Annotated in this window: 17 protein-coding genes and 1 tRNA gene; 11 read left to right on the forward strand and 7 right to left on the reverse strand. The window is 59.9% G+C overall.

Features of this window, described 5'->3' with window-relative positions; genetic code table 11:
- Positions 1-483 precede the first annotated feature (483 nt).
- The 3 genes from ACW5W7_RS18010 to ACW5W7_RS18020 are packed head-to-tail and all read left to right on the forward strand — an operon-like array spanning position 484 to position 5,234.
- A complete protein-coding gene (locus ACW5W7_RS18010) occupies positions 484-2,406 on the forward strand; it encodes a PrkA family serine protein kinase (protein ID WP_349917909.1) in 1,923 nt (640 codons plus the stop codon).
- Positions 2,407-2,431: 25 nt separating this feature from the next.
- The gene (locus ACW5W7_RS18015; protein WP_456502578.1) at positions 2,432-3,703 is read left to right on the forward strand and encodes a YeaH/YhbH family protein; all 1,272 of its coding nucleotides are present in this window, start codon (positions 2,432-2,434) and stop codon (positions 3,701-3,703) included.
- Between the two features lie 10 nt (positions 3,704-3,713).
- Positions 3,714-5,234: a SpoVR family protein gene (locus ACW5W7_RS18020; RefSeq protein WP_456502579.1), complete on the forward strand. Its 1,521-nt coding sequence runs from the start codon at positions 3,714-3,716 to the stop codon at positions 5,232-5,234.
- Between the two features lie 59 nt (positions 5,235-5,293).
- Here the strand turns inward: ACW5W7_RS18020 and fadR are convergent, their stop codons facing one another.
- Entirely contained in the window at positions 5,294-6,007 is a 714-nt protein-coding gene (gene fadR, locus ACW5W7_RS18025; RefSeq protein ID WP_349917916.1) for a fatty acid metabolism transcriptional regulator FadR, read from the reverse strand.
- 852 nt (positions 6,008-6,859) lie between these two features.
- Between fadR and nhaB the strand changes: the two genes are divergently transcribed.
- Together nhaB and dsbB are read left to right on the forward strand one after the other, a co-directional pair.
- Entirely contained in the window at positions 6,860-8,434 is a 1,575-nt protein-coding gene (gene nhaB, locus ACW5W7_RS18030; RefSeq protein WP_456502580.1) for a sodium/proton antiporter NhaB, read from the forward strand.
- Positions 8,435-8,519: 85 nt separating this feature from the next.
- Positions 8,520-9,041 (forward strand): disulfide bond formation protein DsbB, encoded by a 522-nt coding sequence (gene dsbB, locus ACW5W7_RS18035; RefSeq protein ID WP_349917922.1) that lies wholly within the window; start codon positions 8,520-8,522, stop codon positions 9,039-9,041.
- Positions 9,042-9,255: 214 nt separating this feature from the next.
- Here dsbB and ACW5W7_RS18040 read toward each other — a convergent pair whose 3' ends face one another.
- From ACW5W7_RS18040 to uvrB, 3 genes are all read right to left on the reverse strand, one after another.
- A complete protein-coding gene (locus ACW5W7_RS18040; RefSeq protein ID WP_456502581.1) occupies positions 9,256-9,909 on the reverse strand; it encodes a DedA family protein in 654 nt (217 codons plus the stop codon).
- A gap of 131 nt (positions 9,910-10,040) precedes the next feature.
- On the reverse strand, positions 10,041-10,298 hold the full coding sequence (locus tag ACW5W7_RS18045; RefSeq protein ID WP_456502582.1) for a YkvA family protein: 258 nt from the start codon (positions 10,296-10,298) through the stop codon (positions 10,041-10,043).
- On the reverse strand, positions 10,295-12,307 hold the full coding sequence (gene uvrB, locus ACW5W7_RS18050) for an excinuclease ABC subunit UvrB (protein ID WP_456502583.1): 2,013 nt from the start codon (positions 12,305-12,307) through the stop codon (positions 10,295-10,297). The genes ACW5W7_RS18045 and uvrB overlap by 4 nt, the downstream gene beginning before the upstream one ends.
- A gap of 132 nt (positions 12,308-12,439) precedes the next feature.
- On the opposite strand from uvrB, the gene ACW5W7_RS18055 reads away from it, so the two are divergent.
- From ACW5W7_RS18055 to ACW5W7_RS18080, 6 genes are all read left to right on the forward strand, one after another.
- A tRNA-Asn gene (locus tag ACW5W7_RS18055) sits at positions 12,440-12,515 on the forward strand.
- Between the two features lie 774 nt (positions 12,516-13,289).
- Positions 13,290-14,975 (forward strand): aspartate:alanine antiporter, encoded by a 1,686-nt coding sequence (locus ACW5W7_RS18060; RefSeq protein WP_349917926.1) that lies wholly within the window; start codon positions 13,290-13,292, stop codon positions 14,973-14,975.
- Between the two features lie 179 nt (positions 14,976-15,154).
- Positions 15,155-16,690, forward strand: coding sequence for a transglycosylase SLT domain-containing protein (locus tag ACW5W7_RS18065; RefSeq protein ID WP_456502584.1), 1,536 nt, complete (start codon positions 15,155-15,157; stop codon positions 16,688-16,690).
- A gap of 185 nt (positions 16,691-16,875) precedes the next feature.
- A complete protein-coding gene (locus ACW5W7_RS18070) occupies positions 16,876-17,841 on the forward strand; it encodes a tripartite tricarboxylate transporter substrate binding protein (protein ID WP_349917929.1) in 966 nt (321 codons plus the stop codon).
- Positions 17,842-17,886: 45 nt separating this feature from the next.
- Complete coding sequence (locus tag ACW5W7_RS18075; protein WP_349917930.1) at positions 17,887-18,348, forward strand: tripartite tricarboxylate transporter TctB family protein; 462 nt, start codon at positions 17,887-17,889, stop codon at positions 18,346-18,348.
- A 9-nt stretch (positions 18,349-18,357) separates the two neighbouring features.
- Complete coding sequence (locus ACW5W7_RS18080; protein ID WP_456502585.1) at positions 18,358-19,896, forward strand: tripartite tricarboxylate transporter permease; 1,539 nt, start codon at positions 18,358-18,360, stop codon at positions 19,894-19,896.
- Between the two features lie 130 nt (positions 19,897-20,026).
- On the opposite strand, the gene ACW5W7_RS18085 is transcribed toward ACW5W7_RS18080, so the two are convergent.
- The 3 genes from ACW5W7_RS18085 to ACW5W7_RS18095 are packed head-to-tail and all read right to left on the reverse strand — an operon-like array spanning position 20,027 to position 23,484.
- Positions 20,027-20,692 carry a response regulator gene (locus tag ACW5W7_RS18085; RefSeq protein ID WP_349917933.1) on the reverse strand — a complete coding sequence of 222 codons (666 nt, stop codon included), beginning with the start codon at positions 20,690-20,692 and terminating at the stop codon, positions 20,027-20,029.
- Positions 20,693-22,276 (reverse strand): sensor histidine kinase, encoded by a 1,584-nt coding sequence (locus ACW5W7_RS18090; protein ID WP_349917935.1) that lies wholly within the window; start codon positions 22,274-22,276, stop codon positions 20,693-20,695.
- Positions 22,273-23,484, reverse strand: a complete 1,212-nt coding sequence (locus tag ACW5W7_RS18095) for an ROK family protein (RefSeq protein WP_456502586.1) — start codon at positions 23,482-23,484, stop codon at positions 22,273-22,275. Before ACW5W7_RS18095 ends, ACW5W7_RS18090 begins: the two co-directional genes overlap by 4 nt.
- Between the last annotated feature and the right edge of the window lie 62 nt (positions 23,485-23,546).

Raw genomic sequence — 23,546 nt, forward strand, 5'->3', positions numbered from 1 at the left:
GCTTAGTATCTGCACAATCACCCGCTCTCTTGCTAAAGCGATGACTGCTCGACACAGGGCCAATCTAGTGCAGCCAGAATGTAGCGTCAATGTAAAAATTAGAGCTTAAGCACCAAACAAACACCATTACGTTAACGTAAGCGCAATGCCATTTCACTGCCAATCCCCTTGTCTCCCTTGCGCCATCTGGCCTGTGGTTTCTCCACATCACAGGGTCTCGTTTCCTGTCCCTGCCATATAAATATTTATTTTTTATGTCTTTGACATTTACCTCACTGTCATGGCAGAAATAATTTAACAGTCAGTAACATACAAAGAACACTGGCTGTTCCTTCCCACATCAGGATCGGGAAGCTTCCTTGTAAACTTAAACCAATGATGTTGATGGATTACTGGGGGCTGTTGACTAGGCTTAAGAGGTAAACAGAACAAAAGTAGTGATCCACTCTTTTCAGGGTAAGCGACTAAATCGAGGGCTAATTTATGGGCATCTTCGAGCACTATCAACAGCGGTATGAGAAAGCCAGAGAGGAGGAGTACAGCATCCAGGAGTTCCTGGATATGTGCAAACAGGACAAATCCTGCTACGCCTCCGCCGCCGAGCGGCTGCTGGTTGCCATTGGCGAGCCGGAAATGATCGACACCTCGGTCAATCCGCGCCTCAGCCGCCTGTTTTCCAATCGCGTCGTCGCACGCTATCCCGCCTTCAAAGACTTCTACGGCATGGAAGAGGCCATCGAACAGATCGTCTCCTACCTCAAACACTCGGCCCAGGGGCTCGAGGAGAAGAAGCAAATTCTTTATCTGCTCGGCCCTGTCGGCGGCGGCAAGTCGTCCCTCGCCGAGAAGCTGAAATCTCTGATGCAGAAAGTGCCCATTTATCGCATCAAGGGCTCACCGGTCAACGATCACCCCTTCTGCCTGTTCGACATCGAGGAAGATGGCGAGATCCTGGAAAAAGAGTACGGCATCCCGCGCCGTTATCTGCGCCCCATCATGTCGCCCTGGGCAGCCAAACGGCTGCACGAGTTTGGCGGGGACATCACCAAGTTCAAGGTGGAGAAGGTCAGCCCTTCCATCCTCGATCAGATTGCCATCGCCAAGACAGAGCCCGGCGATGACAACAACCAGGACATCTCCTCCCTGGTCGGCAAGGTCGATATCCGCATGCTGGAACATTACGCCCAGGATGATGCCGATGCCTACTCCTACTCGGGGGCGCTCTGCAAGGCAAACCAGGGGATGATGGAGTTCGTGGAGATGTTCAAGGCCCCCATCAAGGTGCTGCACCCCCTGCTGACCGCCACCCAGGAGGGCAACTACAACGGCACAGAAGGTCTCTCTGCCCTCCCCTTCGACGGCATACTGCTGGCTCACTCCAACGAGTCTGAATGGCAGCAGTTCCGTAACAACAAGAACAACGAAGCCTTCCTCGACCGGGTCTACATCGTCAAGGTGCCATACTGCCTGCGCGTCTCGGAAGAGGTGAAGATCTATGAAAAACTGCTGTTCAACAGCGAACTGACCGATGCCAAGTGTGCCCCGGGCACCCTGGAGCTGCTGGGCCAGTTCTCCGTGCTGTCCCGATTGAAAGAGCCGGAAAACTCCAGTCTCTACTCCAAGATGCGGGTCTATGACGGCGAAAGCCTCAAAGACACGGATCCCAAGGCCAAGAGCTATCAGGAGTATCGCGACTACGCTGGCGTGGACGAGGGCATGAATGGCCTGTCAACCCGCTTCGCGTTCAAGATCCTCTCCCGGGTGTTCAACTTCGATCATGCGGAAGTGGCCGCCAACCCGGTGCACCTCTTCTATGTGCTGGAGCAGCAGATAGAGCGCGAGCAATTCCCGCAGGAGCTGCATGATCGTTACCTCGAGTTCATCAAGGGTTATCTGACCCCGCGCTATGTCGAGTTCATCGGCAAGGAGATCCAGACCGCCTATCTCGAGTCCTACTCGGAGTACGGGCAGAACATCTTCGATCGCTATGTCACCTATGCCGACTTCTGGATCCAGGATCAGGAGTACCGTGACCCGGAAACCGGCCAGTTGTTTGACCGGGCCTCCCTCAACAGCGAGTTGGAAAAGATCGAGAAACCGGCAGGGATCAGCAACCCGAAGGATTTTCGCAACGAAATCGTCAACTTCGTGCTGCGAGCGCGGGCCAACAACGCGGGCCGCAATCCCAACTGGACCAGCTACGAGAAGCTGCGCACCGTGATCGAGAAGAAGATGTTCTCCAACACGGAGGAGCTGCTGCCGGTTATCTCCTTCAACAGCAAGACGTCGGCCGAAGAGCAGAAGAAGCACGACAACTTTGTAGAGCGGATGATGGAGAAGGGCTACACCCGCAAGCAGGTGCGGCTGCTCTCCGAATGGTATCTCAGGGTACGCAAGTCATCCTGACCCTGCCGTGGTTCAAGGGGGAGTTATGGCGCATTTTATCGACCGCAGGCTCAACGGCAAAAACAAAAGCGCTGTCAATCGGCAGCGCTTCATCCGCCGCTACAAGAAGCAGATCAAACAAGCGGTCTCGGATGCTGTCTCCAAACGCAGCATTCAGGACGTGGACAAGGGCGAGAGCATCAGTATCCCGACCAAGGACATCGGTGAACCCCACTTCCATCAAGGTCAGGGCGGCAAACGGGAGATGGTCCATCCTGGCAACGATCAATTCATTTCTGGCGACAAGATTGACCGCCCCAAGGGAGGAGGCGGTGGTCAGGGCAGCGGCGAAGGCCAGGCCTCGGATCAAGGGGAAGGCGCGGATGATTTCGTGTTCCAGATCTCCAAGGATGAATATCTGGACTTGCTGTTTGAAGATCTGGAGCTGCCCCGCTTGCAGAAAACCCAGCTCAACCAGCTGATGGAGATGAAAACCTATCGGGCTGGCTACACCTCCAACGGGGTGCCCGCCAACATCAATGTGGTCCGCTCACTGCAGAACTCCTTGGCCAGGCGCATGGCCTTGCAGGCCTGCAAGAAGCGCCTGCTGCGCGAGCTGGAGGAGCGGCTTGCCCTGCTCGCCGGTGAGCCCAACGATCACTTCGCCGAGATGGCGCAGCTCGAGAAGGAGATCCGGGAGCTCAAGCGCCGTATCGAGGCAGTCCCCTTCATCGATACCTTCGATCTCAAGTTCAACAACTTCGTCAAGCGGCCCGTCCCCTCCAGCCAGGCGGTGATGTTCTGCCTGATGGACGTGTCAGGCTCCATGGATCAGGCCACCAAGGAGATGGCCAAACGCTTCTATATCCTGCTCTACCTGTTCCTGAGCCGCACTTACAAGAATGTGGAGGTGGTCTACATCCGCCACCATACCCAGGCCAAGGAGGTAGACGAACACGAGTTCTTCTACTCCCAGGAGACTGGCGGCACCATCGTCTCCAGCGCCCTCAAGATGATGAACGACATCATCAACGAGCGTTACCCCGCCAACCAGTGGAACATCTATGCGGCGCAGGCCTCCGATGGGGACAACTGGGCGGATGATTCCCCCCAGTGCCGGGAGATCCTGCTGCGCGACATCATGCCGCGGGTGCGTTACTACTCCTACATCGAGATCACCACCCGCGCCCACCAGACCCTGTGGCACGAATACGAGTCGGTGGCCGAGCAATTCCCCCACTTCGCGATGGAGCACATTCGCAAGGTAGAGGACATCTATCCGGTATTCCGGGAGCTGTTCAAGAAGCAGGCGGCTTGAGGGAGCACATATGGTAGAAACTGCGAGAAAAATAGCCCCCCTGGACGATGGTCCTGACTGGAACTTCGATCTGCTGGAGACCTATCACCAGGAGATTGCCCGGGTGGCCAAGTCGTATCGGCTGGATACCTACCCCAACCAGATCGAGGTGATCACCGCCGAACAGATGATGGATGCCTACTCCAGCGTGGGCATGCCCATCGGTTACCAACACTGGTCCTTTGGCAAACGCTTCATTCACACCGAACGCAACTACAAACGCGGCCAGATGGGGCTGGCCTACGAGATCGTCATCAACTCGGATCCCTGCATCGCCTACCTGATGGAGGAGAACACCATGCCGATGCAGGCCCTGGTAATGGCCCACGCCTGCTATGGTCACAACTCTTTTTTCAAGAACAACTATTTGTTCAAGGCCTGGAGCGACGCCTCTTCCATCATCGACTACCTGTTGTTTGCCAAGAACTACATCACGGAGTGCGAGGAGAAACACGGCATCGATGCGGTCGAGCGGCTGCTCGATTCCTGCCACGCCCTGATGAACTTCGGGGTGGATCGCTACAAGCGGCCCCAGAAGATTTCACTCGCCGAAGAGAAGCGGCGCCAGAAGGCGCGGGAAGATTACCTGCAGACCCAGGTCAACGAGTTGTGGCGCACCCTGCCCAAGCAGCACAAGGCCTCCGGAGTCGAGGACAGGCGCTACCCTCCCGAGCCACAGGAGAACATTCTCTACTTCATCGAGAAGAATGCACCACTGCTGGAACCCTGGCAGCGTGAAATCGTGCGAATAGTGCGCAAAATCAGTCAATACTTCTACCCGCAGAAACAAACCCAGGTGATGAACGAGGGGTGGGCCACCTTCTGGCACTACACCATCCTCAATCACCTCTACGACGAGGGGAAGATCAGCGACCGCTTCATGATGGAGGTGCTGCACAGCCACACCAACGTGGTCTATCAGCCCCCCTACAACAGCCGCTACTACTCGGGCATCAACCCCTACGCCCTGGGGTTTGCCATGTTCACCGATCTGCGGCGGATCTGTGAACACCCGACCGAGGAGGACAGATACTGGTTCCCGGACTATGCCGGCACCAACTGGGTCGATACCTTGCATTTCGCCATGCAGAACTTCAAAGACGAGAGCTTCATCAGCCAGTTCCTGAGTCCCAAGGTGATGCGGGACATGAAGCTGTTCGCCATTGATGACGATGACCTCAAGAACTACCTCAAGGTCTCGGCCATCCACAACGAGGAGGGCTACCGACTGGTACGCAACACACTGTCGGCGCAATACAACCTGAGCAACCTGGAACCCAACATTCAGGTCTACAACGTGGCGGTGAAGGGAGACAGATCCCTGACCCTGCGCTATGTGCCCCACAACCGGATACCCCTCGGGGAATCCCGTCATGAGGTACTCAAGCATTTGCATCAACTGTGGGGTTTCGATGTGGTGCTGGAGCAGGATAACGGGGAGCTGCCCGCGGACATCATAGGGCGCTGCCCGGAACGCAAGACAGTCGCCTGACCGCAGGATACAGCCATAAAAAAACGCGCCGAAAGGCGCGTTTTTTTATGCTGCGAGCATCAGTTGTCGCACAGGTTGCTCGGCATATCCTGGCGCAGACGAGTCCACAACTTGCCGGATTCGATACCGTATTGACGCACCGTCATGAATACGGCGTCGTGGTTCTTGGTTTCGGCCAAGCCCAGCAGCACCTTGTAATAGGCATCCGCTGTCTCGCGGGCCTGCTTGTCGGAGAAGTAGTAGCGTCCGACCCGGCTGTACAAGCCTTTGAAACCGTTGAGGATCAAGGCGTAAATGGGATTGCCGGAGGCAAAGGAGAGCTGATGATGCAGCCGGTAGTCGAACTCGGCATAGGCTTCAGCCGTGTTCTCGACTTCAGCGGCTCCGCGCAGGATCTCGGCAGCCTGCTCCGGGTTGTTGCGGATGGCGCCACGAATGAAGATGGTGCAGATGTTGGTTCGGGCCGACAGCAACTGGGCAACCAAGTCCGGTACCTTGTCCTGATCGAGGCGAGCTAGGGTCTCCAGGATATTGAGGCCCGAGGTTTCCCAGAAATTGTTGACCTTGGTCGGTTTGCCATGCTGGATGGTGAGCCAACCATCACGGGCAAGACGCTGCAGCACTTCGCGCAAGGTGGTGCGAGTCACGCCAATCAACTCGGACAGTTCACGCTCCGCCGGCAGAATGGATCCAGGAGGAAAGCGATTGTTCCAGATGGACTCGATGATGTATTCCTCGGCAAACCCAGCGGGGCTTTGCGCTTTGATGACCATGTAGTGACTCTGTTGTAGTACGTAAAAAGGCTCACGAATAATAGCAAAGCCGACCATGCAGGCAAGCAGAAGGTCAGTCCTCTGCTCACATAAACCGGAAGTTTTTGTTAAAAATATGTTTCTTGCTATCCAATTGAAATCCCTCTGATGAAGGATCGAGATGACACGCAGGGATGAAGGTCCTCCTTGATATAACCACGCCGACACCGGCCTTCCTGATGGGCTCGAAGATACAGCGTCAATACTGCCGCCCTCATTGGCTCAAAAAACGAGACAGTGTTGAGAATAACTGGCGGATTATCGGTCGAGTCAGACGCGCTACAGTATCCATCGGCTTTACATCCCAGGAGGTCATCACCATGCGATACCCACTACACTCCCCCGCACTGCTCGTCACGAAATTCACCAGAACCGTCAATGACAGCGCGACCAGGCACCAAGATACCCTAAGCGTGCTTTCTCTCCGACGGCCAGTCCCCGACAGGCCGTCTGCCGGTCGTGCGCCAGCCCGCGCACGAAATCTGATTTAAGTGGCGTCCCTCCCCTGTCGATGAGGGATAAGTAGATAAAAGACACATAAAGATGCCAATTCCCCCACGGGATGACGGTAATTGGATGCAATGTGCAGCCATATGGCGTCTTTGGGTGCATGAACAGCGCCAATCAACACCCTATGAGGGTGATTAATGCTCATCGCGTCTGGGCAAGCACTGCGACGTTATTTATAGTTAGCGCTCATTTGATTAAAATCATGTGCAATCAATTTGATAAAGGTGACTATCCAAATGTTCGGGCCATCTTGGCTCGACTGCACAGACGCAGATATCAACAACAGAACAGAGAACAACCATTATGCCAATCAGCCTAGGGCACGCTTTTGCAAGGAATTTTTTGGGCAATGCCCCTAAATGGTACAAAATTGCCATCGTCTTGTTTTTGCTGATCAATCCGATCGTTTTCCACATTGATCCCTTCCTGGCTGGCTGGCTGCTGGTCGTCGAATTCATCTTCACTCTGGCCATGGCCCTCAAGTGCTATCCGCTGCAACCCGGCGGCCTGCTGGCCATCGAGGCGGTGTTGATCGGCATGACGTCCGCCGACCAGATCAAGCATGAGCTGGTCGCCAATATCGAAGTGCTGCTGCTGCTGGTATTCATGGTGGCAGGCATCTACTTCATGAAGCAGCTGCTGCTCTATGTCTTCACCAAGATGCTGGTGCGCATCCATTCCAAGACCCTGCTCTCCCTCGCGTTTTGCCTGGTCTCGGCCTTCCTGTCAGCCTTCCTCGATGCGTTGACCGTGATCGCCGTGGTGATCAGCGTCGCCACCGGCTTCTACGCCATCTATCACAAGGTGGCCTCGAAGGAAGAGGCAAGCAATCTGCACGATGACGATGACGGCATCGATGAACTGACCCGACAACATCTGAACGAGTTTCGTGCCTTCCTGCGCAGCCTGATGATGCATGCCGCCATCGGTACCGCCCTCGGGGGTGTCTGTACGCTGGTGGGGGAACCCCAGAACCTCATCATCGGCGAGCAGGCCGGCTGGCACTTCGGCGAATTTGCCATCCGCATGTCGCCGGTGACCATACCCGTGTTCATCTGTGGCCTGCTCACCTGCATCCTGGTGGAGAAGTTCCGCTGGTTTGGCTATGGCACCAGGCTGCCCGAGCCGGTGCGCCGCATCATGGAGGAGTACGAGCAGGACGAAGATGCACAGCGCTCCCCCCAAGAGAAGGCCAAGCTCATCGTCCAGGCGCTGATCGCCCTCTGGCTCATCACCGGGCTGGCATTGCACCTGGCGGCCGTGGGCCTCATCGGCCTGACCGTCATCGTCCTCGCCACCTCCTTCACCGGGATCACGGAGGAGCATGCCCTCGGCAAGGCCTTCCACGAGGCGCTGCCCTTCACCGCCCTGCTCACCGTCTTCTTCAGCGTGGTGGCGGTGATCATCGATCAGCAGCTGTTCAAGCCGGTGATCCAGTGGGTGCTGGCCGCCAAGCCCGAGGATCAGCTCGCCCTCTTCTATATCGCCAACGGCCTGCTCTCCATGGTGAGCGACAACGTCTTCGTCGGCACCGTCTACATCAACGAGGTGAAGACAGCCCTGCTCAACGGCGCCATCAGTCGCGAGCACTTCGATCTGCTGGCGGTGGCCATCAACACCGGCACCAACCTGCCCTCAGTCGCCACCCCCAACGGCCAGGCCGCCTTCCTGTTCATGTTGACCTCGGCGCTGGCACCCCTGCTGCGCCTCTCCTACGGTCGCATGGTGTGGATGGCGCTGCCCTACACCCTGGTACTGGGGCTGGTGGGCTTCTTCGCGGTGGAGCAGCTGCTCGCTCCCGCCACCGAATGGTTCTACCAGGCGGGCTGGCTGATACAGGGAGCGGATATACCCACCCTGCTGCCTGCGGCACATTGATGATGGAAGGGTCCACGAGGGCCCTTTTCTTTTGGATCCGGCTCTGCTCTAATTCAGCCACTATTTTCTCTGTGAGATCAATCAGATGATCGAATTCCTTCGCCGTATTGCCAGCCATCGGCTGGCGTGGGGACTGCTGGCCGCCTCCGCCCTGTTCCTCGAGTTGTGCGCCCTCTTCTTCCAGCATGTGCTGGGTCTGCACCCCTGCGTCATGTGCATCTACGAGCGGATCGCCATCTTCGGCGTGCTCGCGGCCGGTCTGCTCGGCATGGTCTCCCCGCAGAAATGGTATCTGCGTTGGAGCGCCCTGCTGCTGTGGGGTTACAGCGCCTTCTGGGGTCTGAAACTGGCACTCAAGCATGTGGACTATCAGCTGAATCCCTCCCCCTTCAACGTGTGCGAAGGCTTTGTCGACTTCCCGAGCTGGGCGCCGCTGGACCAATGGATCCCCTGGCTCTTCTTCCCGGACGGGGACTGCAGCGAGATCACCTGGCAATTCCTGAGCTTCTCCATGCCCCAGTGGCTGATCGCCATCTTCGCCGCCTATCTGCTGGTGTTCGTGGTGGTCGCCGTCGGCAACCTGGTCAAGGGACGCTGCTGCAACTGATCCTGTGATCGGCCCTCCATAAAAAAGGGAGCCACCGGCTCCCTTTTTCACATCTGTTGTCATCGTTCATCGCCTTCTCCGCCCTTCTTTCCAGCCGGTACTCGTGGGAGTGACCCTCAGCAACTTGGTCAAGGGGCGTTGCTACAACTTTCGGTGATCGACCGCCCATAAAAAAAGGAGCCACTGGCTCCCTCTTTTTATGGGGTTGTACCTATCAGGAGGCGGGCTTGTCCGCACTGCGCCTGGCTTTCACCATACCGATGATCATGGGCAGCAAGGAGACACCGATGATGCCGAAGATGAGCAGGGTGAAGTTGTGGCGCACCACAGGCAGGTTGCCGAAGAAGTGGCCGGCATAGACGAAGGAGAGCACCCACAACAGCCCCCCCACCAGATTGAAGGCCAGGAAGCGCGGATAGGTCATGGCTCCCATGCCCGCCACGAAGGGGGCGAAGGTCCGCACGATGGGCAAGAAGCGGGTGATGATGATGGTCTTGCCACCATGCTTGGCATAGAAGGCGTGGGTCTTCACCAGGTAGTCGCGGCGAAAGATCTTCGAATCCGGATTGCGAAACAGCTGTTCCCCGAAGAAGTGCCCTATGGTGTAATTCACCACATTGCCGAGCACGGCGGCGGCGATCAGCACGGCGGCCAGGGTGTGTACATCCAGCGCACTGCCCACGGTGAGCGCCCCGGCGGCAAACAGCAGGGAATCCCCGGGCAGGAAGGGAGTCACCACCAGGCCGGTTTCACAGAAGATGATGAGGAACAGGATGGCGTATACCCAGACGCCATAGTTTTCAAACAGCTCTTTCAGATGCACGTCGACGTGCAGAATAAAGTCAATCGCAAACAGGATCAGATCCATTTTTTCTTACCCATGAAGTGAACGGCGTGGAGTCTACGCCAATACCCTGCACGCCACAATCCACAGCTGGGGCAGGAGATCCTGATAGATAAACCTGATGGCCACCTCACACGCAGATGGATGCACAGTGTTTATTCCAGCGCGTCCAGCCCCTTTCTGACCTCAGCGGGCAGACAGGACTCCCAGCCCCAGATCAGCACCAGCAACAGGCTGAGGTCATCGAGCCAGCCCAGCAGCGGCACCACGTCGGGGATAAGATCCACCGGGCTGATGCCATAGAGCAGGATGAGGATCACCAGCCCCTTGGCCCACCAGGGGGTGGCAGGATGGCGAAACCCGAAATAGAGGCGACGCAGACGCCGCCAGATGAGCCAGCGTTTGCTGCTCAACTCTCGATCAACTCGCTGCGCAGCCGCTGGATCTGATCCCGCATGGCGGCGGCCTGCTCGAACTCCAGATCCCGGGCGTGCTGGAACATCTGCTCTTCCATCCGTTTGATCTCCTTGCTGATCTCGCTGGCGGAGCGGGCATGGTACTCCCCTTGCGGCTCGGCGGCCTTGCGACTGCCTTTGCCAGGTTTGCCGGCCGTGCGGCTGCCCCCCATGTCCATGACATCCCCCACCGACTTGTTGAGCCCCTTCGGCGTGATGCCGTGCTCGAGATTGTGGGCATGCTGCAGGGCGCGACGCCGCTCCGTCTCCTCGATGGCCACCTTCATGGAGTTGGTGATGGTATCCCCGTAGAGGATCACCTTGCCGTTGAGGTTGCGAGCCGCCCGGCCTATGGTCTGGATGAGAGAACGGGTGGAGCGCAGGAAGCCCTCTTTATCCGCATCCAGAATCGCGACCAGGGAGACCTCCGGCATGTCGAGCCCTTCGCGCAGCAGGTTGATGCCCACCAGCACATCGAACTTGCCAAGGCGCAGATCCCGGATGATCTCCACCCGCTCCACGGTATCGATATCCGAGTGCAGGTAGCGTACCCGCACGTCGTGATCTGCCAGGTATTCGGTCAGATCCTCCGCCATCCGCTTGGTGAGCGTCGTGACCAGCACCCGCTCCTCCACCGCGACCCGCAAGCGGATTTCGGAGAGCAGATCGTCCACCTGGGTGGTGACCGGGCGCACCTCGATCTCGGGATCCAGCAACCCGGTAGGACGCACCACCTGCTGCACCACGTCGCCACCGGACTTCTCCAGCTCGTAGGGGCCGGGAGTCGCCGAGACAAACACCGTCTGGGGCATCAGGGCTTCAAATTCGTCGAACTTCAGCGGCCGGTTGTCCAGCGCCGAGGGGAGACGGAAGCCGTACTCCACCAGCGTCTCCTTGCGCGAACGGTCACCCTTGAACATGGCGCCAATCTGGGGCACGGTCACGTGGGACTCGTCGATGATGAGCAGACCATCCCCCGGCAGGTAATCGAACAGGGTGGGCGGCGGCTCGCCGGGGGCGCGTCCGGACAGATAGCGGCTGTAGTTCTCGATGCCGGAGCAGTAACCCAGCTCCTGCATCATCTCGATGTCGAACTGGGTACGCTGGGTGATGCGTTGCTCCTCCACCAGCTTGTTCAGGCTCATCAACTGCTCGCGACGCCCCTTGAGCTCCTCCTTGATGTGATCGATGGCCCCGAGGATGGTCTCGCGCGGCGTGGCATAGTGCGTCTTGGGATAAATGGTGTAGCGCACCACCGTCTGCTCGATGGCGCCGGTCAGGGGATCGAACTGGGAGAGCCGCTCCACTTCCTCGTCAAACAGCTCCACCCGCAGGGCCAGTTTGTCCGATTCGGCGGGATAGATGTCGATCACCTCTCCCCGCACCCGGAAGGTGCCGCGCTGGAAGGCCACGTCGTTGCGGGTATATTGCAGCTCGGCGAGGCGGCGCAGGATGTCCCGCTGGTTGATCACATCCCCCACTTTGAGGTGCAGCATCATGCTGAGGTAGGCCTGGGGGTCTCCGAGGCCATAGATGGCCGAGACGGAGGCGACGATCACCACGTCGCGCCGCTCCAGCAGCGCCTTGGTGGCCGACAGCCGCATCTGCTCGATGTGATCATTGATGGAGGCATCCTTCTCGATGAAGGTGTCCGTGGTCGGCACATAGGCTTCCGGCTGGTAGTAGTCGTAGTAGGAGACGAAATACTCCACAGAATTCTCTGGGAAGAACTCCTTCATCTCTCCATAGAGCTGGGCGGCCAGGGTCTTGTTCGGCGCCAGTATCATGGTGGGGCGATTGAGGGTGGCGATCACGTTGGCCATGGTAAAGGTCTTGCCCGAGCCGGTTACCCCGAGCAGCGTCTGGTGGGCGAGCCCCGACTCGATGCCATCGAGCAGGCGGGCGATCGCCGCGGGCTGATCCCCTGCGGGTTGAAACTGGCTGGCCAACTGAAATAACTTGCTCATCGCGACTCCCGGCAAAAACAGCAAGAAAGAAGTGTACCCCGAGTTGGGATATCTGGGTATCCACTCCGCCAGAGCCACCGACTATTGACCTGGAAAAGCGAGCTCTGTATAGTGCGTCTCCTTGCCTGATGTTCCCCCGTAGTTCAGTCGGTAGAACGGCGGACTGTTAATCCGTATGTCACTGGTTCAAGTCCAGTCGGGGGAGCCAATCTCCTCACCATCTCGGTGCAAGTTATCCACTTTAGTGCTTTCCTCTGCCAATTTTAATGCACAAGCCGATCCTCTCGGCGATCCTCCCTTTTGATCCCCCTCTTATCGCCGACAGCGTTTTCTCCTGTCGAGTATAACTATATGATTTTTATAGTAATATTTTTCTGTAGGTATTTTTTGAACAGCCCTTGCACCCCAGCATTGGCGCGGCCTGCAGCCTGATTGCCAAGTTTCATGAACAGGGTTATCCACAGATTCTGTGGGTAAGTGAGTCAAAGCCAATCAGGGCCTAGGTTAGCTGCAATCGCCACCGGCTTGGCGAGCGCAAAGACCCGTATCCCCATTTTCTCCTGTTTTTCTCCTCCCCCCTAAATGGGTTTCTGAGGGCCCGGCACATCCCCAGATGCCCCATTTGTGTCGCCATGCCAGATGTCATGGGTCACCCCCGCCAACCAGATCGGTGACACATGGGGGATCCGGTTTTCTTCAACCAGTCAAAAATGCTGAAAAACGTCTGCCACTACCCGCTGAACAGCAGGTAATAAATTGTCCACAGGGGGCAAAAGCCTCGGCCCGCCGACAGCAGAAATCACTCATTGACAGCGAGATGGGCAGTGATAAATATCGCTGCGACCCCCTTGGCATCCGCACCTCACCCCTCCCGGGTCGATCAGCCCCCACTTAACTGCCTGCCAGACCACTTTGACGCTTCTCTCTTGCCATGGGATCCGGCACAATATCGGCCCCACTTTTTTCCTCGGTTCTTCCGGGCATGACCATAGATTTCGTGACACTGCTGCATCAAAGCGACTCCCTGCTGCTGTTCGTGGTACTGGCCTTCGGCCTGCTGCTGGGCAAGGTACGCATCGGTAATTTCCAGATAGGCAACACCATCGGGGTACTGTTCACCGCCCTGCTGTTCGGCCAGATGGGCTTCCAGTTCTCCACCTCCACCGAGAATGTCGGCTTCATGCTGTTCATCTTCTGCGTGGGGATAGAAGCCGGGCCCCACTTCTTCAGTGTCTTCCTGCGCGATGGCATCCACTACATCACCCTGACCCTGGTGATCCTGCTGAGCGCCCTGCTGCTCACCGTGGGACTCGCCAAGTTCTTCAACCTGGGCCCCGGCATGGCCGCCGGCATCCTGGCGGGCTCCCTCACTTCGACCCCGGCGCTGGTCGGCGCCCAGGACGCCCTGCGCAGCGGGTTGCTCAACCTGCCCCACCAGACCGACATGCAATCCGTGCTCGACAACATGGGGATCGGCTATGCCCTGACCTATCTGGTGGGTCTGGTGGGCCTGATGCTGGTGGTACGCTACCTGCCCTCCCTGGCAAGGCTGGATCTCAACACCGAGGCGCAGAAGATTGCCCGCGAGCGGGGACTCTCCGACAGCGAGAACCGCAAGACTTACCTGCCCATCATCCGCGCCTACCGCGTCGGCCCCGAGCTTGCGGCCTGGATTGGCGGCCGCACACTGCGCGAGACCGGCATCTATCCCCACACGGGCTGTTATGTGGAACGTATTCGCCGCAACGGCATCCTGGCGAGCCCGGATGGTGATGCGGTGATCCAGGAAGGGGACGAGATCGCCCTGGTGGGCTACCCCGAGAGCCACGAGAAACTGGACGTCAACTATCGCAACGGCAAGGAGGTGTTTGACCGCAACCTGCTGGACCTGCAGATCGTCACCGAAGAGATCGTCGTGAAGAATGACGCTGTGGTCGGCCGCCATCTGGTGGAGCTCAACCTCACCGAGAAGGGCTGCTTCCTCAACCGGGTGGTGCGCTCCCAGATAGAGATGCCCTTTGATCGCAACATCATGCTGCAAAAGGGTGACGTGCTGCAGATCAGCGGCGAGAAGCAGCGGGTCAAACTGCTGGCCAACAAGATTGGCTTCATCAGCATTCACAGTCAAACCACGGATCTGGTGGCCTTCGCGACCTTCTTCGTGTTGGGCCTGCTCATCGGCTCCGTCTCCCTGGTGTTCGGCCAGATAGAGTTCGGCCTTGGCAACGCGGTCGGCCTGTTGCTGGCGGGGATCCTGATGGGCTATCTCAGGGCCAACCACCCCACGGTGGGCTATGTGCCGCCAGGAGCATTGCGCCTTGCCAAGGATCTCGGTCTCGCCGTCTTCATGGTGAGCACCGGTCTCAAGGCCGGTGGCGGCATCCTGGATCACCTGAGCGAGGTGGGTATGGTTGTGCTCTTCTCCGGCATGCTGGTCACCACCCTGCCGGTGCTGGTGGGCTACCTGTTCGGGGTCTGGGTACTGAAGATGAACCCGGCCCTGCTGCTCGGGGCCATCACCGGGGCTCGTACCTGCGCTCCGGCCATGGACGTGGTCAACGAGGCCGCCAACAGCTCCATCCCGGCGCTCGGCTATGCGGGCACCTATGCGGTAGCCAACGTCTTGCTGACGCTGGCGGGCTCCTTCATCATCGGCTTCTGGTTCTAGCGACTTCGAGCCGACGTCATATCAAAAGGAGCCTCAGGGCTCTTTTTTTCGTCACGGCGCTGCTTCCCGCCAATTTGGGATAGTGGAAACCGTGCTATGACGCCCCTCCAATCAAACCCAATAAGCTAAATCCCCCACAGTGCGCCGCTTACACTCTATAAAACGAGTGAGGTGTACGTATGAAACGCTTATGGATTGTCATGATCTGGCTGTTCTGCTCCCTGAACCCCGTCTGGAGTGCCGAAGCAGACCAACAAGCCGCCACGGATGAGGGATCGGATAAAAGCGCCCTGGAGTTTGACAGTGCCCAGCTCTCCAAGCCCATGCGGGGCGATCTGGATGCCATGCTGGAGCGACGAGCCATCCGGGTACTGACCACCTACAACAAGACCGGCTACTTCATCTACAAGGGAGTACAGCGGGGCGCCACCTACGACGCCTTCATGCAGGTGGAAAAGCGCCTCAACGAACAGCTCCGCAAGAAAAAAGCCATCAAGCGCAATCTCAAGGTGCACTTCGTCTTCATCCCCGTCGCTCGTGAAGCCCTGATCCCCGCCCTGCTCGAAGGCAAGGGGGACATCGCCGCCGCCAACCTCACCATCACCGACAAGCGCAAGCAGCAAGGGGTGGAGTTCTCCTCTCCCCTGATTGAAAACGTGCGCGAGTTGCTCATCTCGGGCCCCCAGTCTCCCAAGGTGGAGAGCGTCGCCGATCTCGGGGGACAGAGTGTCTATGTCAGGCCCTCGTCCAGCTATTACGACAGCCTGCTGGCCTATAACGCCGCCCGCAAGGCGGCGGGGGAACCCCTCATCGACCTCAGGCCCGCCTCCGAAGTGCTGGAAGACGAGGATCTGGTGGAGATGGTCAACGCAGGCCTGCTGCCCTTCATCGTGATGGATGAGCACAAGGCCCGCTTCTGGAAGAAGATCTTCCCGGCCATCCAGATCCACGAAGAGCCGGTGTTTCGCAGCGGAGGCATCATCGCCTGGGGGGTACGCAAGGAGAACACCCAGCTGCTCGCCATGCTCAACGAACAGATCAAGGCCCTGCGGGGCAAGGCCACCGGCGAAGCCATACTGGCGCGCTATCTCAAGCAGAACAAGTTCGTCAAGAGCGCCGCCGCCGAGGCCGAGCGCAAGAAGTTCCTGCAGGTGGTCGAGCTGTTTCGTGAATACGGCGAAAAATACGACGTGGACTGGCTGCTGGTCGCAGCCCAGGGCTATCAGGAGTCGGCACTCAACCAGAAGGCCCGCAGCCATGTGGGAGCCATCGGCATCATGCAGATCATGCCCGCCACCGGCAAGGGGTTGAAGGTGGGGGACATCCGCCAGCTGGAGCCCAACATCCACGGCGGCGTCAAATACATGCGCTGGATGATCGATCACTACTATGCGGATGAGCCCATGACGGCGCTGGACAAGGCGCTCTTCTCGTTCGCCTCCTACAACGCGGGGCCGGCCCGGGTGGCGCGGCTGCGCACCGAGGCCAAGAAGCGGGGACTGGATCCCAACATCTGGTTCCACAACGTGGAGTATGTGGCGGCGGAGAAAATAGGGCCCGAGACCGTCACCTATGTGGGCAACATCTACAAGTACTACATCGCCTACAAGCTGGTGATGGAGCAGATGACCCTCAGGAAGCAGGCCACCGACGCCCTTCAGGCACCGGGCAAGGAGAAGTCGGCTGAACAGCCTTCCGGCGCCAGCAAAACCTGATGCTCGCCGGCATCAGATCACCACGGCGGGGCCCTCAGGGCTCCGCCTTCTTTTTCACTCCCCGCATCCACCGTGACCAGAATGAACAAAATGGGCAGAACAGCCTTAATAGCCATTACGGCCAGATTGTTTTCCAGACAGACACGATTAATTAACCTCCATGCAACAATCACAAGGAGAACACCATGTTGCAAGGAACCTTCAAGCGCACCCTGCTCTGCTGTCTGCTGGGCGCCAGCCTCGGCGTGCAGGCCAAGATCGACGAAATTCACTTCCTGATCCCGGGTGGCGCTGGCGGCGGCTGGGACAACACGGCACGGGGAACCGGCGAGGCGCTGACCAAATCCGGCCTCATCACCACCGCCTCCTTCCAGAACATCTCCGCCGGGGGTGGCGCCAAGGCCATCGCCCACCTGATCGAAACCTCGGCGCAATCCGACAAGACCCTGATGGTCAACTCCACCCCCATCATCGTCAAATCCCTCTCCAAGGAGCTGCCGCAGTCCTTCCGGGATCTCACGCCGGTCGCCGCCATCATCGCCGACTACCAGGCGCTGGCCGTACCGCTCGACTCCCCCTATCAGACCTGGCCCCAACTGCTGGCGGCCTATGAAGCCAATCCCGCCAAGGTGAAGATCGCAGGCGGCTCCGCCCGGGGCAGCCTGGATCACCTGGTGGCCGCCATGACCTTCAAGAATGCGGGGGCCGATGCCAGCAAGCTGCGCTACGTGGCCTATGATGCGGGCGGCAGCGCCATGGCCGCGGTCCTGGCGGGAGAAACCCAGGTGCTCTCCACCGGCTTTGGCGAGGCGATGGAAGCGGTCAAGTCCGGCCAGATGCGGATCCTCGGCATGACGGCGTCCGAGCGTATGCCGGATGCCAAAGACATCCCCACCTTCAGCGAGCAGGGCAACCCGACCGTGTTTGCCAACTGGCGCGGTTACTTCGCCTCCCCCAGTGTGAGCGCCGAGAAATCCGCCGAATTCGCCACCCTGCTCAAGCAGATGTATGACAAGCCGGAGTGGGAAGCGGTGCGGGCGCGCAACAACTGGACCAACAGCTATCAGTCCGGTCCCGAGTTTGTCGCCTTCCTCAACAGCCAGGAGCAAGAGATCGGCGGCCTGATGCGCGAACTCGGCTTCATCAAGTAATCCCAACCCCGTGGCGGGCCCGGCCCGCCCATTGGAGTCATCATTATGCACCTGACCAAGGAACGGTTCGGGGGGCTGCTGTTTTTGCTGCTCTCCCTCGCCTATGGCTATCACGCCACCCTGATCCCGGGCTACCCGGGGGACGAATATGAACCCTTTACCGCCAGCACCCTGCCCTATGCCCTGGCCGGCGTCGGCATTGTGCTCTCCCTGCTGCTGATGGCCTCCCCCGGCGGTGAGCGGCTGCAAAAAGAGTCCGGCAACTGGCGACTGGTGTTCGCCTTTCTGATCCTGATGATCATCTATGGCGTGGCCCTGACCTGGCTCGGTTTCCTGGTCGCCACCGTCTTGTTCCTCATCGCCGGGATCCGGCTGATGGGTGAACCCAGCCTCGCCTTCGCCTGCAAGGTGAGCCTGCCTTTCACTCTCATCTTCTGGGCCCTGTTGACCAAGGGGCTCAATGTCTACCTCGAGCCGGGTCGGCTGTTCACCCAGTTGCTGGGATAAGGAGAACCCATGTTAGACGGCATTCTGCAAGGGCTCGGCACCGCCGTGATGCCCATCAACCTCTTCATGGTGGTGGTCGGCTGCTTCGTCGGCACCTTCATCGGCATGTTGCCGGGGCTTGGCCCCGTCACCGCCATCGCCCTGATGATCCCCATCACCTACGGGCTGGATCCCGCCTCCGGCATCATTCTGATGGCCGGGGTCTATTACGGCTCCATGTTTGGCGGATCCACCGCCTCCATCCTGATCAACACCCCGGGCTGCTCCGCCAGCATGATCACCGCCATCGACGGTTATCCCATGGCGTGCAAGGGCTATGCGGGCAAGGCACTGGCCATCTCCGCCTATGCCTCTTTTGTCGGCGGCACCCTCTCCGCCATCTTCCTGATGGTGGCGGCGCCCCTGCTCGCCAAGGTCTCCCTCTCGTTCCAGTCGGCGGATTACTTCGCCCTCATGGTGCTGGGTCTGTCCGCGGTGGCGGCCTTTGCCGGCAAGGGTCAGGTGCTCAAGGCGCTGATCATGGCGCTGTTTGGCATCATGATCTCCACCGTCGGCATCGATCGCAGCGTGGGGGTAGACAGATTCACCTTCGGCCTGCCGGACCTGCGCGATGGCTTCTCCTTCCTGCTGCTGGCCATGGCCACCTTCGCCCTGGCGGAGATCCTGATGACGGTGCTGCGCCCTGGCAAGGATTCCCGCGCCGAAGAGGCGGCGCAGATCCAGAAACTCGGCTCCCTCAAGCTCAGCAAGGAGGAGGTCAAGGAGATAGCGACCCCGGTCGCCCGCTCCTCGGTGCTCGGCTTCTTCATCGGCGTGCTGCCGGGGGCCGGTGCCACCATCGCCTCCTTCATGGCCTATGGGGCCGAGCGCAACTTCGCCCGCAAGGAGAAGAAGGATGAGTTTGGCAAGGGCAGCCTGACCGGCGTTGCCGCCCCGGAAGCGGCCAACAATGCCGCCTCCAGCGGTGCCTTCGTGCCACTGCTGACCCTGGGGATCCCGGGTTCCGGTACCACGGCACTGATGCTGGGCGCCCTCATCGCCTATGGCATCCAGCCAGGCCCGCGCCTGTTCATGGAGCATCCGGACGTGTTCTGGTCGGTGATCATCTCCATGTACCTCGGCAACGTGGTACTGCTGATCCTCAACCTGCCGCTCATCCCCTATCTTGCCAAGATCCTGCAGGTGCCACGCCCCGTGCTCATCCCCATGGTGCTGCTGTTCTCGCTGATCGGGGTCTATCTGGTCTCCTTCAACACCATGGACATCTATGTCATGTCACTGGTGGCCCTGGTCGCCATCGGCCTGCGCCTGCTGGACTTCCCCATGGCCCCCATGTTGCTCGGCTTCATCCTGGGCGGCATGCTGGAGGACAACCTGCGCCGGGCACTGGTCATCAATGACGGCTCCCTGAGCTTCCTGTGGGAGCGCCCCATTACCCTGGGCTTCACCCTGGTGACCCTGGTGATGTTGCTGCTGCCGGCCTGGCAGTGGTGGCAAACCCGCAAGGCCAGCAAGTCCCTCAAGGGGGAGCCGGCCACCAGCCACTGAATCGATGAGCCTCTGCCACCTCTGTACTCTACCCATAATGAGCAGAGCCCTTGATACCCCGACTGGGAGCAAACCCTACTAAAAAGAGCGCCGACAGGCGCTCTTTTCTTGTGTGATATCCACCCCATGTTCAGTGGCGGCGGTAGCGCCGCTCCGGCCGTCCGACTGTGCCGTATTCAAGATCCGGGCTCGCCAGCTGCTGACCCACCAGAAACTCCAGATAACGGCGCGCCGTGGTGCGGCTCACCCCCACCTTGGCGCCAACCTCCTCGGCGCTGGCCCCCTCGGCGGTCAGGGCGGTCAGCACCCGCTGCAGGGTGAGTCCGTCGATCCCCTTTGGCAGGCCGGCTGCCGCCACCTGTTGCAAGGGTGTACCGAGCAAGGCATCCACCGCCTGCTGATCGATGTCCGCCAACGCCGCCAGGGCGGCGATGCTCTGGCGGTACTTCTCCAAAGTGTCTCGCAGACGTTCGAACACCACGGGTTTGAGGATGAAATCCACCACCCCGAGGCGCATCGCCTCTTGCAGGGCGCTCGCCTCCCGGGCGGCGGTGAGCAGAATGACATCAAGGCTGGCGCCGGCCTGGCGCAGCTCCCGCAGCAGGGAGAAGCCCTCCCCGTCCGGCAGCCACACATCCAGCAGCACCAGATCGGGCTTGAGGATGGCTATCTGCTCCCTGGCATCGAACAGGGTGAGCGCCACCCCCAGCACTTCAAATCCAGACAGCCGCTGCACGAAGCGGCGGTGGATCTCGGCGATGGCCGGATCGTCCTCGACGATCAGGATCTTGATCACTCACACCTCCTTGGGAATGTAACAGACGACGCAACTTCCCTGCGCCGTGGCTTCGATGGTGATCTGTCCCTGCAGGGCGTCCAGGGTCTTGCGCACCAGGGAGAGGCCGATGCCGTGACCCGGCTCGGATTTGCTGCTCACCCCCCGCTCGAACAGCCTGTCCGCCAGGGCGGGATCCACCCCGCCGGCCCCATCCTCTACCTCGAGGATGAGATCCTGTCCCAGATCGCTCAAGGCCACCCGGATAGGCTGGTAGGGGGCGCCGTGGCGGCGGGTCGCCTCGAAGGCATTGTCGATGAGATTGCCAAGCAGGGTCACCAGCTGGGAGCCGCTCACCCTGGCGGGAATGTCCTGCAGGCAGGCGTCGGGATCGACGATGAGCACCAGCCCCAGCTCGTGGGCCCTGTGATACTTGCCAAGCAGCAGTCCCGCCACCTTGGGTTTGCCGATGGCCCCCATCAGGAAGCTGAGCAGGGTCTGCTCGGTGGCGGCCTCCCGCCCGATGAAGGCGAGCGCCTCCTGGGTGGCACCCAGCTCTATCATGCCGGCGATGGTACCGAGCTGGTTGTTGTGTTCATGGGTCTGCACCCGCAGCAGATCGCTGTAGGCCTGGACCTGGGAGAGCTGGGCACTGAGTTCGGCCAGCTCATCCTTGCGCCTGAAACTCGACACGGCGCCGATGAGGCGTCCCTCCTGCACCAGCGGCAACCGGTTGACGATGAGGGGCTGGCCGTTGAGGACAATTTCCTCGTCAAACTGGGGGCTCTGCTCTTGCAGGATGGAGAGCATGCGGCTGCCCGGCAGCAACTGGCCGATGGGTTGACCAATGGCGGCCCTGGCAACGGTTTCATCCAGGCGCAGCAATTTGATGCCGTTGGGGTTGATGGAGGTGAGCCTGCCCTGCTCATCGATGGTGAGGATCCCTTCGCGCACGGTGCGCAGGGTACAGTCGAGTTCCGCATAGAGGCGCCCTATCTGCTCGGGTTCGAAGCCGAAGATGGCCCGCTTGTAGCGCCGGGCCAGCCAGCCGGCGGCGGCGCTGTTGAGGATCACGATGAGCAGGGTGCAGAGCAGGCCAAAGCGCAGGAAGCCCCGCAGGTCGGCGTCGATGTCCCGCACCAGATAGCCGACCGACACCACCCCGATCACCTTGCCCATCTCGTCGCGAATGGGCCCCTTGCCGCGCACCGCGCTGCCAAGGGATCCCTGCGCCCTCGAGATGTAGAACTCCCCTTGCAGGGCACGGGCAGGATCGTCCCCCACCATGGGCTTGCCGAGCCGGTCCGCATTGGGGTGGACCAGGCGCCGGGCATCGGCATCACCGATGACGATGTAGCTGGCCCCGACCTCCCCCCGCATCCGCTCCACCAGCACGTTGAGACGGGCGGTATCGGCACGCTTGACCCCGGCGATGACGCCGGGCTCGCGGGCCACCAGCCGTGCCACGTCGAGGGCCTGATCCCCCACGTCCTGATAGCGCTGTTCGGCGACATAGTAGTAGCTGGCCCCGCTCAGCAGCACCAGCTGCAACAGGCTGACCAGACAGAGCATGAACAGGATGCGTCCTTGCAACCCGAGTTTCATGCCTCCTTGTCTCCTCGCAGCAGCTCCAGCAGCAAGCTGCCGTCGCGCAGGGCCTTGTGGACCTGCACCGAGGTGGGTTTGGTGGGATCTTCGTAGAAGTGGGTGGACTCTATCTGCAGTCGCGTCAGGTATTCAGCGGGCAGCTGGCTCGCCAGCGACTGGTGCAGCATGGGGAACAGCAGCCGATCGGCGCGGGTGATCTCTCCCCCCAGCAGCAGTTTGCCCGGATTGAGCAGGCAGATGAGGTTCGACAACACCCGGGAAAGGCGACCCGCCGCCTGATGCAGGATGTCCTGGCAGAGGCTGTTGCCCGCCAGCGCCAGCTCGCACAGCTCGCGAATGGTGACGCTCGTCGGCAGATCGTGCTCCTGCATGCGCTCGCGCAAATCCCGGTACTGGGCCTCCAGCGCCTGATTGGTCACCAGGGTGCAGGCACAGCCAAAACCGCCGCAGTAACAGCGCTGGCCATAGGGTTCGAGCTGCAGATGGCTGAGATCCCCGAGCAGGGCCGCCTCGCTCTCGATGAGCTGGCCGTTGACCACCATGCCGACCCCGATGTCGTTGTGCACGAACACCAGCACCGCATCGGCGCAATTCTTGGCAGCGCCCCATTCGCGCTCGGCCTGGATCCAGGTGCGCACGTCACCGCTCACCAGCACGGGCACCCCGAACGCCTCTTGCAAGGTGGGGCCCAGCGGCCAGTTGCGCAGATCGTAATAGGGGAAGTGTTTGACCATGCCGGAGTGGCGCTCCACCTGCCCCGGCAGACAGAGCGCGATGCAGGCAAGGCGCAGCGCCTTCTTCGGCAGGAAGCCTTCGATGGCCCGCATCAGGCTGGCCAGCAGATCCGTGCGCTCCGCCTCGCTGAACAGGTGGCGGTGGCGCGCGAGGGAGTGACCGGAGAGATCGAACAGGGCCATGTCCACATAGCCACGGCCGAGGCGCATGGAGAGAAACTGGAAGCGACGCTCGTTGATGCGCAGCAAGGTCTGGCGGCGACCACGGCCCACCGAACTCTCGCCACAGGTGACGACGAGGCCGCCATCGAGCAGCTCGCGGGTGATCTTGGTGATGCTGGCCGGTGAGAGCCCTGTCAGACGGGACAGATCGGTCCGGGACAGCTCCTTGTGCTCCTCCAGGCTGGCATAGACCAGGCCGTAGTTGAGCTGACGGATCAAATCGATACTGCCTTTCACGATCTCATTCATGGGTTGGGGACTGACGCAAAGAACGAATGTTGCGATTTTCACACATTCTGCGTCGATCCCCA

The sequence above is a fragment of the Aeromonas intestinalis genome (assembly GCF_054052485.1).